At 50.1% G+C, this 16,143-nt stretch carries 11 protein-coding genes; 9 read left to right on the forward strand and 2 right to left on the reverse strand.

Translation table 11 applies throughout. The annotated features are described in order from the left end of the window. Positions 1–68 precede the first annotated feature (68 nt). Entirely contained in the window at positions 69–812 is a 744-nt protein-coding gene (locus L1278_RS06880) for a rhamnogalacturonan acetylesterase (RefSeq protein ID WP_253402261.1), read from the forward strand. Further along, complete coding sequence (locus L1278_RS06885) at positions 809–1,507, forward strand: LamG domain-containing protein (RefSeq protein WP_253402263.1); 699 nt, start codon at positions 809–811, stop codon at positions 1,505–1,507. The genes L1278_RS06880 and L1278_RS06885 overlap by 4 nt, the downstream gene beginning before the upstream one ends. An 86-nt stretch (positions 1,508–1,593) precedes the next feature. On the opposite strand, the gene L1278_RS06890 is transcribed toward L1278_RS06885, so the two are convergent. Beyond that, positions 1,594–3,240: a UxaA family hydrolase gene (locus L1278_RS06890; RefSeq protein WP_253402265.1), complete on the reverse strand. Its 1,647-nt coding sequence runs from the start codon at positions 3,238–3,240 to the stop codon at positions 1,594–1,596. Between the two features lie 369 nt (positions 3,241–3,609). On the opposite strand from L1278_RS06890, the gene L1278_RS06895 reads away from it, so the two are divergent. From L1278_RS06895 to L1278_RS06905, 3 genes are all read left to right on the forward strand, one after another. Then, positions 3,610–4,146, forward strand: coding sequence for a YceI family protein (locus tag L1278_RS06895; protein ID WP_253402267.1), 537 nt, complete (start codon positions 3,610–3,612; stop codon positions 4,144–4,146). Positions 4,147–4,277: 131 nt separating this feature from the next. After that, positions 4,278–5,213 (forward strand): ring-cleaving dioxygenase, encoded by a 936-nt coding sequence (locus tag L1278_RS06900; protein ID WP_253402269.1) that lies wholly within the window; start codon positions 4,278–4,280, stop codon positions 5,211–5,213. A 33-nt stretch (positions 5,214–5,246) separates the two neighbouring features. Beyond that, positions 5,247–5,870: an alpha/beta hydrolase gene (locus L1278_RS06905; protein WP_253402271.1), complete on the forward strand. Its 624-nt coding sequence runs from the start codon at positions 5,247–5,249 to the stop codon at positions 5,868–5,870. A gap of 443 nt (positions 5,871–6,313) precedes the next feature. Here L1278_RS06905 and L1278_RS06910 read toward each other — a convergent pair whose 3' ends face one another. Next, complete coding sequence (locus L1278_RS06910) at positions 6,314–7,897, reverse strand: hypothetical protein (RefSeq protein ID WP_253402273.1); 1,584 nt, start codon at positions 7,895–7,897, stop codon at positions 6,314–6,316. A gap of 654 nt (positions 7,898–8,551) precedes the next feature. On the opposite strand from L1278_RS06910, the gene L1278_RS06915 reads away from it, so the two are divergent. The 4 genes from L1278_RS06915 to L1278_RS06930 all read left to right on the forward strand — a co-directional run bounded on the left by L1278_RS06915 (position 8,552) and on the right by L1278_RS06930 (position 15,942). Continuing rightward, positions 8,552–9,820, forward strand: coding sequence for an exo-beta-N-acetylmuramidase NamZ domain-containing protein (locus L1278_RS06915; RefSeq protein WP_253402275.1), 1,269 nt, complete (start codon positions 8,552–8,554; stop codon positions 9,818–9,820). Between the two features lie 594 nt (positions 9,821–10,414). After that, entirely contained in the window at positions 10,415–13,522 is a 3,108-nt protein-coding gene (locus L1278_RS06920) for a SusC/RagA family TonB-linked outer membrane protein (protein WP_253402277.1), read from the forward strand. Between the two features lie 11 nt (positions 13,523–13,533). Further along, positions 13,534–15,123 carry a SusD/RagB family nutrient-binding outer membrane lipoprotein gene (locus L1278_RS06925; protein ID WP_253402279.1) on the forward strand — a complete coding sequence of 530 codons (1,590 nt, stop codon included), beginning with the start codon at positions 13,534–13,536 and terminating at the stop codon, positions 15,121–15,123. A gap of 12 nt (positions 15,124–15,135) precedes the next feature. Further along, on the forward strand, positions 15,136–15,942 hold the full coding sequence (locus L1278_RS06930) for a DUF4397 domain-containing protein (RefSeq protein WP_253402281.1): 807 nt from the start codon (positions 15,136–15,138) through the stop codon (positions 15,940–15,942). Positions 15,943–16,143 lie beyond the last annotated feature (201 nt).

The raw sequence follows: 16,143 nt of genomic DNA on the forward strand, positions 1-16,143 counted from the left end.
AGCCAGCAAAGCTTAACTGTTCTGTCTGAGATTTTTGTATCTTTTACCCTGATACCTTACTTACCTCTATGAAACTGATACTCCTCATAACTTCCATACTTCTGATAACGCTCGTTCCGCAGCAGCAGCCAAAGCAGCCCATCAAGGTATACCTGATCGGCGACTCTACTATCTCCATTAAAGACACGAAAGCCTATCCGGAGACAGGGTGGGGGATGCCTTTTGTGCATTTCTTCGACAGTAGTGTAACCGTGGATAATCGGGCGAAAAATGGCCGTAGCACCCATACTTTTATAGAAGAGGGCCTGTGGCAACCTGTAGCCGATAACCTGCAGGCCGGTGATTATGTGTTTATTCAGTTCGGGCACAACGACGAAGTAGAAACAAAAAAAAGCTATACCACGCAGGACCAGTACCGGGCAAATCTGACCCGCTTTGTGCAGGAATCCAGAAAACAGCAGGCTATACCTGTACTGCTTACCCCGGTTGCCCGTCGCCAGTTCGACGAAGCGGGTAAGATAGTTAGTACACACGAGACTTATGCTGCCATTGTGCGGGAGGTAGCCAAATCGCAAAATGTGCCGCTTATCGACCTGGACCGCCAGAGTCAGCAACTGCTACAGCGCCTGGGTGTGGAAGGCTCGAAGCACCTATACCTGCAACTGGCACCGGGCGAGCACCCCAATTATCCCGATGGCAAGGACGATAACACGCACTTTAACGAGTATGGCGCACGACTGATGGCGCAGTTAGTACTTGCAGGCATCAAAGAAAACAAGCTCCCACTGGCAGATAAGGTGGTGAAAAAATGAAAGCTGCCCTCTATAAAAGAAATACAAGGTATAACCCAGGTATAGCCGCGTCTTTATGCGGATTGCTTGCGCTCATTTGTGTGGCGTGCGTACCCCAAAAGCCCCAGCCTAGAGAGGCATTGATGCATGTCTGGCAACTGCATACGCTGGAAGAAGTAGGAGGGCATGTGCCCGAGGTATGGGGCGCCCCCCGCGTAGTGGCTGCTGATAAAGGGCGCAAATCAGTCGCTTTTGACGGTGAACAGGATGGGTTGCTCGTGCCCGCCAACCCCATAGCGGGAGCCAGGGCTTTCGAGATAGAAGTGGTGTTTAAGCCTGCTTCGGGCTACCCTGCAAATGTGGAGCAACGTTTTCTGCATATTCAGGAGCCCGACAACCCCGACCGGCGCCTCCTCATTGAGTTGCGACTGAACAACAAACAGCAATGGTACGCTGACTTCTTCATGCGCACCGAAAAGGCCAGCCTCACCCTTCTCGACTCAACTAAAACACACCCTGTAAATGAATGGGCCACTATCAAACTGCGTTACAAAGACGGCGTGCTTACGGGTTTTGTGAACGGAAAGGAAGAAGTTTCCGGGGCCATTGAGTACCTGCCCATTGCCGATAGCGCCTATACCTCCATTGGTACCCGCATGGATAAAAGGTCCTTGTTTAAGGGTGCTATCCGGGAAGTTTGGTTCAGGACGGAGTAAATAGGTCAGGCCAGTCCTTCGCAAGGAAGAACTGGCCATTTCACCAATTTAATAAACTCAAGTATTATCTATTTCTGGCAGAAGTCTTAAAGCGACACGCCACGTTTCCAGGGAATAAAGTCGTCCTGACCAAGTAGCTGCGCTTTTGTGATGCTTTTGCCGCTCGCTACTTCTATAATGTAATCCAGCATGGCCTCGCCCATTTCTTCGATGGTTTTCTCGCCTGCTATTACAGGGCCTGTGTCCACGTCAATAATATCGGGCATGCGCTCAGCCAACTTCGTGTTTGATGATACCTTGATGACAGGTGTGATCGGGTTGCCTGTGGGCGTGCCCAGTCCTGTTGTAAACAGCATCATATTGGCGCCGGAACCCGCCATAGCTGTGGTGCTCTCTACGTCGTTGCCGGGTGTGCAAAGCAGGTTCAGGCCTGGTTGCACAACATACTCGCCATAGTCAAGCACATCTGCCACCGGTGAAGTGCCCCCTTTTTTAGCTGCGCCCGCCGATTTAATGGCATCAGTAATCAGACCGTCTTTGATGTTGCCAGGGCTTGGGTTCATATCAAAACCTGAGCCAACAGCTTCAGCAGCATGGGCGTAGGCGCGCATCAGGTGCACGAAACGGTCGGCGGTTTTGTCGTCTACACAGCGGTTAATTATTTCCTGCTCCACGCCGCACAGCTCCGGAAACTCAGATAGTATTGACTTGCCGCCCAACGCCACAATTAGGTCCGACACGTGGCCAACTGCCGGGTTGGCTGAGATGCCCGAGAAACCGTCAGAGCCGCCGCACTCCATACCGATGACCAGTTTGCTAAGTGGTGCAGGCTCGCGGGTTTGTTTGTTTGCTTCTACCAGCGCCAGGAACGTCTGACGAATGGCCTGTGTGAGTAGTTGCTGCTCGGTGCCTTCTTTTTGCTGCTCCAGAATGATAAGTGGTTTGGAGAAGTTCGGGTTAAGCGCCTTGATGCGCTCTTCCAGAATCGGTACCTGTGCGTTCTGGCAACCGAGGCTCAGGACGGTGGCGCCTGCCACGTTGGGATTGTGGATGTAGCCGGCCAGCAAGGCGCAGAGCATATCCGAATCCTGACGTATACCGCCGCAGCCGCCCTCGTGCGTCAAAAACTTAATGCCGTCGATGTTCTCAAAAACGCGGTGGCGACCGTTGGTGGAGTTTGGCTGCAAAGGCAGCGTCGCGATTTCATCGGTTTTGCCCGCCTGGTAGAGTTCCACCATTTGCTGCACATATTCCTTGTAGAGGTCCTGTTGCCCGAAGCCCAGTTTCTCCATAAAGGCCTGCTTGATGGTTTCTACGTTGCGGTTTTCGCAGAACACCAGCGGAATCACCAGCCAATAGTTTCCAGTCCCTACCTGTCCGTCTGCCCGGTGGAATCCCATAAACGACTTGTCTACCCACCTCGACACGTCAGGTGCTTGCCAGTCAATAGTTTTGGTCTTGCCAGTGAAGCCCGAAACCTGGTGCTTTACATTGCTTGTGGTCAGGATGCCGCCGGCAGGTATAGCCTCTGTGGCTTTCCCCACGAGCGAGCCATACATAATGATTTCCTGCCCTGCTTCCAGCGGTTGCTCCGCAAACTTATGTTTGGCAGGTATATTCGCTACTATTCCAATCTGCTTTCCATTAAATTCTACCACATCGCCTTCCCGCAAGTCGGTGAGGGCCACGAGTACATTGTCTTCCGGATGAATTTTTAATGTGTTGTGTGCCATGCTGGTTTAATTAGTTCTGTGCAATCGATTGCGCATTAAGACAAGTATACAAACTAAATTGGTAAAATGAAAATTTATACCTGCCGATAAGGTATAAATTTCAGAAAGAAACAAGGCAAATCCTGCTAATGTCAGGTGATAAGGAATACTAAAGCGATTGGTGTTCTTCAGTCTGGCAACTGCTCTGGTTGCACTCGTCGGTAGTTGTGGCAGGTTATGAAAAATGTCGCTAATTGTTAGGCTCAATCACTAAAATAGAAGGTATGAGAAACCTTTTTAAAATAATCGATGTATATACATTTAAAGTCTATACATTTGTTGTAAATTTGCAGCAGAGAAACATTTAAAACCAATTATAAAATTAAGATTATGGCAAGCGTAAAATGGTCAGTTGACCCAACCCACAGCGAAGTACAGTTTAAAGTAAAGCACCTGATGATCACCACCGTGACAGGTTATTTCGAGAAGTTCACGGTTGAAGCGGAGAGCGAAGACGAGAATTTCAACGGAGCCGGCAACATTGTGTTTACAGCCGATGTGAACTCGATTAGCACCAACAACGAGCAGCGCGACACGCACCTGAAGTCAGCCGACTTCTTTGATGCGGACAATCACGGCGAAGTACGCTTTGTAGGCACACGCTACGAGAACGTGGGCGGTAACGATTACAAACTGCACGGCGATCTGACTATCCGCAACATAACCAAGCCGGCAACAGTGAATGTAGAGTTTGGCGGTACGGTAGTAGATCCTTACGGACAGCATAAAGCAGGCTTTACTGTGACAGGTAAGATCAGTCGCAAAGAGTTTGGCCTGACCTGGAACGCGGTAACCGAAGCGGGTAGCGTGGTCGTAAGCGACGAGATCAAGCTGCAGGCTGAAATACAGTTGGTGAAGCAGGCCTAAGGTTTTAAGTGTTGTTTCGAATGTGTGGGAATCGGGGATTATAGTCTTCTGATTTCTCACACATATTCGGAATGACATAGAACACCCAGCCCCGCGTATACCTTAATACCAGTTAATTACTTTTCAATATCATGGAAGACAGCATCTTAGGACTCCACCATATCACGGCTATTGCCGATTCGGCGAAGAGCAATCTGGACTTTTATACCAAAGTGCTTGGGTTAAGGCTGCTCAAAAAGACGGTCAACTTTGATGACCCCGGCACCTATCACCTTTATTATGGCGATGAAGTAGGTAGCCCGGGTACCATCCTGACCTTCTTCCCATACCAGGGAGCACGTCGTGGCAAAGCTGGCGCAGGTATGGCCACACACATCGGCTACGCTGTACCCGAAGGTAGCTTCGACTTCTGGATGAAACGCTTTGATGAGCACAAAGTAAGTTACGGTCGCCCTTCAGAGAAATTCGGGGAGCAGTACCTGCCTTTTCAGGACCCGGACGGACTGCTGCTGGAACTGGTGATTCCTAAGAATGCTGACAAGCGCAAGCCCTGGGAAACAAACGAAGTGAAGGCCGACGTGGCTACGAGAGGCTTCCACAACGTAACGCTCACTTTGCTAAAAGCTGAAAAGACGGCAGCTATTCTGACCGATATCCTGGGTTATACCTTGCAGGACCAGACAGGCAGCACTTATAGGTATAGTACCGATGCGGTGGAAGGTGCTAACATCATCGATATAGTGGAGAATCCGAATATCGGGCGGGGCGAAGGCGGTGCAGGCACAAACCACCACATTGCTTTCCGGGTGAAGGACGAGGAGGTGCTCATGAGATTCCGTGAGAAAATAGCGAGCAAAGGGCTCAACATCACGGAGAAGATAGATCGTAATTACTTTTACTCCCTCTACTTCCGCGAGCCCGGCGGCGTGCTGTTCGAGATTGCCACCGATAATCCGGGCTTTGCGACAGATGAGTCGGTTGAAGACTTGGGCAAGAAGCTCTTGCTGCCACCACAGTACGAACCGCACAGAGCCAAAATTGAGGCCGTATTGCCGAGTCTGGACTAAAGCGATATTCTGAAATTTAACGAAAGGTATACTATGTACACACACGAAAAGGACATACGCACGCAGGGCAAACCCTTGTCAGAAACTGGCAAGGCGCTGATCCTGATCCACGGCAGAGGGGCCACCGCGACCAGCATCCTGCCACTGGCGCAGGAACTGGGTACCAATGATTTTACACTTTTTGCACCGCAGGCCACGAACAACACCTGGTATCCCTACAGTTTCATGGCGCCGGCTGATCAGAACCAGCCTGCCCTGGACTCAGCCTTGGAGCTGATCGACGAAACTGTGCAAAGTATACTGGCGCAAGGTATAGCGAGTAAGGATATCTACCTGCTCGGCTTCTCGCAGGGCGCGTGCCTCACAGCCGAGTACGCGAGCCGGCACGCACAGCGCTTCGGCGGTCTGCTGATTTTTACAGGCGGCCTGATCGGGCAGGAACTGAACGCGGGTAACTACAAAGGCAATTTCGAAGGTACGCCCGTGCTCATCACGACCGGCGACCCTGATTCGCACGTGCCAGTCAGCAGGGTGGACGAGACCGTGAAGCAGCTGGAAAGTATGGGTGCCATAGTAACCCGCAAGGTATACCCGGGCCGACCGCATACTATATTGGATGAAGAAATAGAGCTAGCTAAAAAGATAATAGCTTCTTAAGATAAAGTTTGGCTAAAACAAAAAAGCTGGAAGCGCCGCAATGGTTTGCTTTCAGCTTTCTTGTTTTAGAGGACGAACCATCAATTAGAACTATTAAAGTTAAAGGTGCTCCATAATTTGAAATCAGTTTCGCATTGTCATACCTGACCCTCCCTTCATCGAGGGCCCCTACTCACAAGGGAGACTTTTATGCTATTGCTTTCCTGTCTGTCATCAAGGAAAAAAGTGAGTGCCCGCCGCACAGGCGAAGCTATAAAACAATATCATTTGCTATACCTGCAAAAGTAAAAGCTACAAAGCTATACCTAGGCCAAAGGCCCCACTACAGCAGACACGAGCGAGAACCCTCGCGCCATATAATTGCTATACCTACAACAAAAAAAGCCCTGCTGGCAAAACACCAACAGGGCTCTTCATTTAAAGTGATTTTTCAAAAAAGCGATTTAATTCTGACTCTCGTAGCCGAAATCCTTAAATGTCTTTGAAATGTTCTCGTCACTCGCTTTGCTCTTATTCCTCCAGCTGGCATCAAGTTCCAGCGCTACCAGGCCTTTCAGGTTCATCACCGCTACAAAATCATCCACATCCTTTATAAACTCCGGTCTCCGGCGCGATGACTTGAGTGCATACTTACGGGCAAAGACATCGCCTTTGGTCTGCAGTTCGTTCCGCTTCTCGATGATGTAATTCAGGCGCTCTACCAAGTCTTTGGTGGAGCGGCCAATCACTTCCGTCGCCTCCAGCGTACCGATGGTCATAACGGTGGTGCCCCCGATGGTCGTGATCTTTTTGCTGGTGGCTGGCTCATCTATCACGACGGGAGCTATTCCCGTTACAGCGCCCATCGAGGCATTGGCCAGGGAGCGACCTTTCTTGCCTTTGCGGGCTCGGTTATATTTCTTCTTCAGATCTTTTTCGGTTTCCTTAAGTTGCTCCATCAGGTCCCAGGCGCGCACCAGCGAGGCGCGGTACTCGTTATATAGTTTCTGGTCCTTTTCGCCTTCGTTTACGGCATTGAGAATGGTAAACGAAACGGTGCGCTCATCGCGCTTGTTCGACTTGTCCAGCACAAAAAAGGTCATCTCAAAAGCCAGCGAGTCGAACGGGTCGCGAACAAACTCGTAGCCCGGTCGCCAGATGAATTCGTACTGCGACGGCGTGTTTTTAACCAGGGCAGTAGCCGGTACATTGGCGTTCGTAGAAATAAAGCTGAAAGTGGCAATGTCGGGCTCACCGTTGGGGTCATAGATCTGGAACTTGATGTTCACAGTGGCGTCCTCTTTGTACACAAAGCGCTTCTGAGAAGGAATCATCTGCAGGGTAGGGGGCAGGTCCTGCTGCGTAACCTCTACTTTAAAAGCACCCTTGGTGCGGGCTTTGGCGGGCTGGTCCTCTACGTAAAACTCCACCAGAATCGGCTTGTTGCGCAGGCGGTTGAACTGCGTGAGTGATGGTTTCCAGGTAAACTCTCCTTGTGCCGACAGTTTGGCTCCTTCGGGCATCCCCTCGGCAATGGCCACAAACACGATCGGGTCTTCGTCTTCGTCCTGCACCGCCGCCGACTCGATGGTATAAGTATTCTGGGCGTTGTAGCGCACATAGAGCGGTTTCAGTTCGCCTACCACGGGCGGGCGGTTCACGTGCTCTACCTTAAAATCCACTACCTGGCTGGTGCTCTCGTCTTTGTTATTGCGGACTTCAAAGATCACCTGCAGCACGCGTCCGCCGCTCAGCCTGTCTACAAAGTCGTAATTGGGCGTCCAGGAGAAATAACCGAGCGAGTCGAAGATCATGCCATCGACTTTGCCCTGCTTGATGCTGTACCTGAACTCGGAGCCTGTGCCGCCGCTGGCCTGCACCTCAAACTCGAGTTGTTGTCCCTCTTTCAGTACGTTCCAGCCAGGATCGGTCGGGAACTGCAGTTTGATGGCAGATGACTTGGAAGATTTGCCAGAAGGTGCGTCCTGTGCAATTGCTTGGTTGATAAGGAGTATCAGTAAAGAAAAAAGAAGTAGACTCTTTTTCATATAAGGTGAATTGTGCAATAGGGTGCTTAGAGAATGCTTAAACTTTCAGGTGCCTTTTGGAGCGGATAGGAGCAGAACTTCAGAATAGTACTAAAGCCGTCTGGCAGCAAAGTGCGTCCTGAGGTAGCGAATGGTGGCTTCCGCTGCAAAGTGTGTGTTATATGAAAGATGAAGTTTGAACATGCTCTCTTAGAAGCCTCTAAGTTAGCAAAGACTTCTGCGTTTATCAAAGCAGGTTTTCCGCTAAAATTTTAAACAACCCTTTTCTGAATAGCAGTAGGGAGAAATACAATAGAGAATTGTACTATATAGAGAGTTAAAGTCTTCATGAGTTGGAATTGAGGACTTACTCACTACACCTATATTATATAGAGTGAAACTAACCCAAAACAAGCGCTTTTGGTAGGGCAGGGTAATGGCTATACCTGCTTTATGGCTCTGTGAGTTATCAAAATGTTAATGGAGAAACTGTTTTGCTGCATGTTTTTGCGGATTTAATAAAAAAATATGCATAAAATTTGGTATATAGAAATATAAATGAGTTAATTAGTGAAGGAAAAAGCAGGAATGTCGCGTTAGGTTGCATAAAACTGCGCACTTTACGTTCTATCTACCCTTGCTCAAAGGCAAGGCTATCATTGTAATAAAACCACTATGTATACTTCCTTGAATGTGAAAATGCTGATGAACGGTGCGCTGGCACTGCTGCTCGCGGCAACATCGTGCAAAGCACCGCAGCAACAAGAGACGGCGCCGGTTGCGCAAAGCGCAGCGGCAAAGCCTGAAGCTGCACAAACTCCCATCATAACGGGCGCTGACCAGACCGAGGCTTACCTGCCATACCTGAAGGGTAAGCGTGTGGGCATGGTGGTGAATCCGACTTCTATCATCGGCAACAAACTGAGTGTGGATAGTTTGCATGCACTCGGAGTGAACATTGTGAAAGTATTTGGTCCGGAGCACGGCTTCAGGGGCGATGCCCCTGCCGGTATAAAGGTGGAGGACAGCGTGGACCCTAAAACAGGTATAAAGGTGGTGTCGCTCTATGGCAAGCGCAACAAGCCGACCAAAGAAGACCTGGCCGATGTGGACCTGATGATCTTCGATATACAGGATGTGGGCACCCGTTTCTATACCTACACCATTACGCTGCACCGCGTGATGGAGGCCTGCGCCGAAAACGGAGTAGAACTGATGGTGCTGGATAGACCCAACCCGAACGGATTCCTGGTAGACGGCCCTATCCTGGAGCCAGAAAATAAATCGGGAATCGGCATACACCCTATCCCTATTGCGCACGGTCTGACAGTGGGCGAATTTGCCCAGATGATAAATGGCGAAAAGTGGCTGGCAAACGGCGTGCAGTGCAAACTTAAGATCGTGCCGGTGAAAAACTACAACCACGACATGGCTTACGATCTGCCCGTGTGGCCTTCCCCTAACCTGAACTCGCAGCAGGCCATCCTGCTATACCCGTCTACCTGTCTTTTCGAAGGCACCATTTTTAACCATGGTCGCGGCACCATGTTCCCGTTCACCGTGATGGGGCATCCGGACATGAAAGACAAATACGCTTTCAGTTACACACCTACAGGTATAAAAGGCATGGCCGAAACACCATTACACCAGGACAAGGTATGTTACGGTCTGGATTTGCGCAATTATGATGTCAGCACTTTCCGGAAGACAGGCAGAATTAACCTGAGTTGGATGATCGAACTGTACCAGGCTTACCCGGACAAGGAGCGTTTCTTCGATTACAAGCAGAGCAACCAGATCGGTAACATCGACAAGCTGGCCGGCACCAAAAAGTTTAAGGAGCAGATCATCGCCGGGGTTTCGGAAGAAGAGATTCGCCAGAGCTGGGAACCAGGGCTGAGCCAGTATAAACAAATGCGCCAAAATTACCTGCTTTATCCCTGATGCTGGAGGTGTGTCAGATTGAAGATTTTCAGGACTTGATTTTCGGGATCGGGAACAGAGACAGGAACATGCAGTATGTGTTATGCCATGCGCTGTAACCAGAAAAAGCCGCAGCAACACAGCTTATGCCTCCTGGTGCCTGCATATTTGAAAAAATTGGTTTTGCCGGATTGTGCGTGTTTTGTTTACTGTCACAACATTGGATTTTGAAGCAATTGCGGCTTTAAAATCAATAGAAGCGTTTGTCAGCCGGAAAAGAGATTAAGTTAAAATAATTGTTTAAAAATATATTAAATAAGTTTAATTTTGTATGCATGATTCTGCGTTTTTGCGTATAGGCTAATATTGCTGCTTTTCTCTTTTTTAGCTAAAATGATTGCAACAACCTGTGCGCTATAAGCCTTTTTTACTAGTTTTAATGTGAGTTTAATTTGTACCCAAATACAGGGGAGAGAATGTTGCCAGCTAAATTGTATTATGCAAAGTTTTTTGCCGTAGTGCCGAGTTAGCGTCCTGAAGAGAATTAATTCTATGTTTTACCAATAACCAATAACCAATCTACCCACAATAATCTTAACCAATAGCCACGTAGTTATGATGAAAAAATTACAATGTTACCTATGGGGGATATGTTTCCTCCTGTTTCACTTTACAGCCAATGCTCAGAGCACGACTGTATCCGGCACGGTAACTGCCGCCTCCGACAATTCCCCGCTGCCAGGTGTTACGGTAGCAGTTAAAGGTCAGCCGCGTGGTACGAATACCGACACGGATGGCAAGTTTTCTATTTCGGTAGCACCAGCCGATGTGTTGGTGTTCAGTTTTATTGGCATGAAGTCCGTTGAGAAACCTGTGGGCACGAACACAGTAATCAATGTGGCCTTGCAGGCAAACGCGGAAAGCCTGAGCGAAGTAGTGGTAACGGCCCTCGGTATCAAGCAGGAAAAGAAAGCCCTGGGTTATGCCGTAACAGAGGTTAAAGGTTCCACCATCGCCCAGACACAGCGCGAGAACTTCGTGAACGGTCTGGCCGGTCGTGTGGCGGGTGTGGAAGTGAACGCTTCTTCTGGTCTGCCAGGCTCTTCTTCTTCTATCGTGATCCGCGGTATCAGCTCCCTGAGCGGCAGCAACCAGCCGCTATTCGTAGTAGACGGTCTTCCGATCAGCAACAACACTACTTCTACGGGTGTGTTTGCTTCTTCAATCGGTGCCAGCTCCAAGTCTTTCGAGAACAGAGGCGTTGACTTTACTAACCGTGCCGCCGACATCAACCCAGAAGACATTGAATCCATCACCGTACTGAAAGGTCCTGAAGCGGCCGCTCTTTATGGTATTGAGGCTGCCTCTGGTGCCATTGTGATCACTACCAAGCGTGGTCAGGCCGGTAAGCCGCGTATTAACTACAGCAACAGCTTCCGTATCGACCGCATCGTGCGTTACCCTGAAATCCAGCAGAAGTACGACAGAGGTGCTAACGGTTATACTACAGAAGGTGACGAAAGCCTTTCTTACTTTGGCGCTCCTTACTCTTCTGAAGTACAGTTTTATGACAACGTGAAGAACTTCTTTGATGATGCCTTCACACAAAAGCATAACCTGGCCTTCACTGGCGGCAACGAAGCTGCGCAATACCGCATCTCCGGTTCTTACACCGATGCACAGGGTTTCATCCCGAACACAGGTCTGGAGCGTATCACGCTTTCCTCTGCTATCACAGCTAAGTTGAGCAAGCGCCTTTCAACAGACGTAACATTCGACTATACCCGTTCTGACAACGACCAGGCCTTTAGAGGTGCCGGTGGTCCATTGCTCCAGTTGCTGCGCTGGCCATCTACTGACGACGCCAGCAACTACCTGACGCCAGCTGGTAACAGAAGAGACTTCGGTGCTTACTCAATTGCTATTGAGAACCCGTTCTTCAACGTGAACAAGAACATCTTCAACTCCCTGACTGACCGTTACAGACTGAATGCCAGCTTAACAGCTGATGTGACAGACTGGATGAAACTAGTAGGCCAGGCAGGTGTTGACTACTACACAGAGAAAAACACGATCGTACGTCACCCAGAGTCAAACGTAGGCCGCTCTTTCGGCGGTATCTTCGACCAGGCAGTGATCACGAACCGTAACCTGACGTTCCAGTACTATGCTCAGTTCACAGCGCCAACGCTGTTCAACGACAAACTGCGCACCGACCTGAAACTGGGTAGCACGGTATATGACTGGAACACGTTCAGTGCAGCCGCTACTGGTGAGCAGTTCATGGCGCCGGACCTGTACTCGATCAACAACACGACCCTTACCACACAACGCGCTTACAACAACCTGACGCAGCGCCGTCTGGTAGGTGCCTGGGGTAGCTTCAACGCCAGCTACAACGACATCCTCTTCCTGACATTGACAGGCCGTAACGACTGGAGCTCTACGCTGCCAGTTCAGAACAACTCATTCTTCTATCCATCTGCCGGTCTGAGCTTTGTGTTCACCGAGTTGGAGCCATTCCAGGGCTTCAAAAACGTACTGTCTTATGGTAAGTTGAGAGGCTCTATTGCCCAGGTAGGTAAAGACGCCCGTCCATACAGCATCCGTCCGTTCTACGAAACGGCTACGACAACGGGTGGTGGTTTCCGCTATGGTTTCACAGGCCCAAGCCTGGACCTGCGTCCGGAAATGACTACTTCTTACGAATTCGGTACAGAGTTGAAGTTCTTCAACGACCGCTTCGGCATCGATGCGACTTACTTCAAGAAGAAGTCTGTTGACCAGATCGTGCAGAACCTGCGTCTGAGCTATGCAACTGGTTTCGTACTGATGACCTTTAACGCCGGTGAGATGGAGAACTCAGGTGTAGAGCTCCAGCTGAACGGTACGCCTGTAGAGAACAGCAACTTCAGATGGGATGTGTTGTTGAACTACACGAAGAACAACAGCAAGCTGACCAAACTTCCTGGCGACGTGCAGGAGTTCTACAACTCTGACACCTGGCTGTATGGCAACGTGCGCGTGGGCTCCCGTGTAGATGGTCCGTTGACTACCTTCACTGGCTACGACTACCAGCGCAACGACAACGGTGACGTGCTGATCAACCCATCAACCGGTCTGCCAATCCTGAACACCAGCGAGTGGAAAATAGTGGGTGACCGTAACCCGGACTTCAACATTGGTCTGACCAACACCTTCACTTACAAGAACCTGTCACTCAACTTCCTGCTTGACATCCGCAAAGGCGGTGACGTGTACAACGCCACAGAGCACTACCTGACCACAACTGGTTTGAGCAAGCGCACGCTGAACAGAGAAGAGCCACGCATCGTGACAGGTGTGTTGAAAGACGGTCTGGAAAACACCGCCTCCCCAACGCAGAACAACATTCCGATCGACCTGTACAGAAACTCTACTTACTGGTCGTCTATCTACCCGCACCAGAGCTTCATCGAGAAGGACGTGAACTGGGTGCGTCTGCGTGACGTGACATTGAACTACCGCTTGCCAACCAGCATCATGGAGCGCGTTAAGTTCATTGAAGACCTGAACGTGTTTGTAACAGGCACTGACTTGTTCCTGATCACAAACTACTCTGGTCTGGATCCGGTTGCTAACGGTAACTCTGCTGCAGTAGGTGGTGCCGGTGGTGGCGGCCTTGATTACGGTAACTTCCCGTTGCCTAGAGGAATTAACTTTGGTATTAGAGCAGGATTTTAATTAAGATGAAAATGAGAAAGATATTAGTTGCTTCTCTTATAGCGGCCAGCGTGTTTTCGGCATCTGGCTGTAAAGATTACCTCGACGTAAACACCAACCCGAACGGTCCGGATGCCTTGTTGCAGCCGGAGCTGTTCCTCCCGCAAATACAGTCTGAAATGGCAGTAGCGGTACAGTGGGACGGTCGTTTTGCCGGTCAGTATGTGCAGAACTGGGCTTCTACAGCCGCTGACAACGCCATTGACCTACACGGCAACCCACTTTCTGACACCTACGCGCAGCTCTGGAGAGCCGTGTACTGGAGCATGGGCTATAACCTTTCGGACATGATCGAAAGCGGCGAGCGCAGCAAGAAGTACGACTTTGTAGGCGTAGGCCACATCATGCGTGCGTACGGCTGGCAAAACCTCACCGACTACCATGGTCCTGTGATCATGACAGAGGCCTTCAATACAGACAAACGTGTTTTCAACTTCGATGAGCAGCCGGTTGTTTACCCTGAAATTCAGCGTTTGCTAGTAGAAGGCGTTAAAAGCCTGGAGCGTACAGACGGATTGGATGCTGCCACTTCTGGCTTGAGCAAAAGTGACCTGATCTACGCAGGTAACAGGGACAAGTGGAAAAAGTTTGCATACGGTATGATGGCTATCAACGCTCACCGCCTGACAAACAAGAGCTCTTACGACCCGGCCAAAGTGATCGCGTATGTGGACCAGTCGCTTGCCAGCAATGCTGACAACGCCATGATCCGCTTCCAGGGAGAAGTAAGCGCCAACACAAACTTCTTCGGACCGATCCGTAACAACATCGCCTCTAACCGCCAGACCGACTACATCGTAGGTCTGCTGGATGGTACTAACCCATCGCTGCGCGACGAAGCTCTGGCAGGTACCGATCCTGTATTTGCAGGACAGCATCTGAAAGACCCACGCCTGACGGCCATGCTGGCACCATCGCCTGATGGGCAGTACAGAGGTCTTCGTTCAGGAAAAGGCATCACAGGTATACCTGCTGCCGAGATTCCTAACAACCTGTGGGGTTCTGTGGGTGTATCTACGGCACAGCCACGCCAGATCTATATTTTTGGTAATGCGGCCCCATTCCCGCTGATGACCTACTCACAGCTGCAGTTTATCAAAGCAGAAGCGGCCTGGATCGCTGGTATGAAAGACGTAGCGCTGGATGCTTATACTAAAGGCGTAACAGCTCACATCGACTTCTCACGCACTTATGCGCCGGATCCGGCTATGTTTGACCAGCGCAAGGCAGCTTACCTGGCCAGCGAAGAGATCATGCCGAAAACCAGCGAAGGCCTGACGCTTTCAAAGATCATGCTGCAGAAATATATCGCGACCTGGGGTTGGGGCTTCCTCGAAACCTGGTCAGATATGAGAAGATACCACTACAACCAGGATGGTGAAGTCTATACAGGCTTTACTTTGCCAAGTCCTCTGAACGTAGCTAACCAGGGAGTGCCTGCTTACAGAGCGCGTCCGAGATACAACTCAGAGTATATGTGGAATCAGGAGGCGCTGCGTGCTTTGGGCGGCAACGACGAGAACTACCACACTTATGAAACTTGGTTCAGCAAACACGAATAATCAGAAAAAGAGATGATGAAGATATTTAAAAGAGCATTCCTGTTTTTGGCAGCGGGCCTCATGTTGGGAGCCTGCGAAAAAAACGCCATCCCTGAAGTGACAGAACCAGTGCAGGACGGCGGCGCCTATGTAAAGTTCTTCTTCCAGGTGGAGGGAGCACCACGCGCTAACTTCTATCTGGATAGCAAGAAAGTGACCGGTGTAGCGCCTACTGCGACGGACATCGTACTGGGCAACGCTTATGGATCGGTATACCCAAGCAACGCTTACGCTATGGTGCCGGCCGGAAGCTTTAACATGAGTGCGATTGACACCGTAGCTGGAAAGGGCACTGCCGACGTATTGGCAAGCACTTCTGTAAGCTTGGCTGCTAACAAGCACTACTCAGCTTACCTGGCTGGTACACCGGAAAGTTATGAAGTGTTCATGGTGGAGGACAACCTGCCGCCAGCCGACTACACCAAGATCTGGTGGCGCTTTATGAACACGATGGCCGACATGCCTTTTGCCGTAGATGCCTACGCAGTGCGTTCTGCTGTAGCAGCAACTGAGACGAAGGCAGCTGAGCCGGTTGAGGTTTATGAGTTGGGCAAAGGCCTTAACTTTAAGCAGCATGGCCCATACGTGGAGCTGAAGCCGGGTACCTATACCTACAAGGTGTTCGCTTCAGGAACAGAGTATGATCCTGCTACTTCAACTTCTTATATCCAGCAGTCATTTGCGGTGGCCTCATTGGGCCGGGTGTACACTACCCAGATCCGTGGTGCTTATGCTGAAAAGCCAAAAACTACTCAGATAGATTACTGGAGAGAGAGATAAGGTGGTTAGCCCGGGGCTGCGCTGGCCCCGGGTTACTTTCCCTTGCCTTTGAACAAATGCAGGTCGGCTTATGGCCGTAATGCATGAAAATATAGATAGTGATAGATTAGCTTACGAATAGTTTTATTACCATGAAAGAGCCCCTCCTTTACTAACCCTAACGGAGGGCTTTTTTTTAGCCACCCTCTTACCAACCGGAAC

Origin of the sequence: Pontibacter sp. HSC-36F09, assembly GCF_024171605.1 — a bacterium.
In the GTDB taxonomy this organism is placed as follows: Bacteria; Bacteroidota; Bacteroidia; order Cytophagales; family Hymenobacteraceae; genus Pontibacter.

Bases quoted from the DNA above. Each gene is read 5' to 3' on its own strand.
- L1278_RS06910 (WP_253402273.1), bottom strand. From the start codon at position 7,897: ATGAAAAAGAGTCTACTTCTTTTTTCTTTACTGATACTCCTTATCAAC.
- L1278_RS06930 (WP_253402281.1), top strand. From the start codon at position 15,136: ATGATGAAGATATTTAAAAGAGCATTCCTGTTTTTGGCAGCGGGCCTC.
- L1278_RS06905 (WP_253402271.1), top strand. From the start codon at position 5,247: ATGTACACACACGAAAAGGACATACGCACGCAGGGCAAACCCTTGTCA.
- L1278_RS06925 (WP_253402279.1), top strand. From the start codon at position 13,534: ATGAGAAAGATATTAGTTGCTTCTCTTATAGCGGCCAGCGTGTTTTCG.
- L1278_RS06885 (WP_253402263.1), top strand. From the start codon at position 809: ATGAAAGCTGCCCTCTATAAAAGAAATACAAGGTATAACCCAGGTATA.
- L1278_RS06900 (WP_253402269.1), top strand. From the start codon at position 4,278: ATGGAAGACAGCATCTTAGGACTCCACCATATCACGGCTATTGCCGAT.
- L1278_RS06920 (WP_253402277.1), top strand. From the start codon at position 10,415: ATGATGAAAAAATTACAATGTTACCTATGGGGGATATGTTTCCTCCTG.
- L1278_RS06880 (WP_253402261.1), top strand. From the start codon at position 69: ATGAAACTGATACTCCTCATAACTTCCATACTTCTGATAACGCTCGTT.
- L1278_RS06895 (WP_253402267.1), top strand. From the start codon at position 3,610: ATGGCAAGCGTAAAATGGTCAGTTGACCCAACCCACAGCGAAGTACAG.
- L1278_RS06890 (WP_253402265.1), bottom strand. From the start codon at position 3,240: ATGGCACACAACACATTAAAAATTCATCCGGAAGACAATGTACTCGTG.
- L1278_RS06915 (WP_253402275.1), top strand. From the start codon at position 8,552: ATGTATACTTCCTTGAATGTGAAAATGCTGATGAACGGTGCGCTGGCA.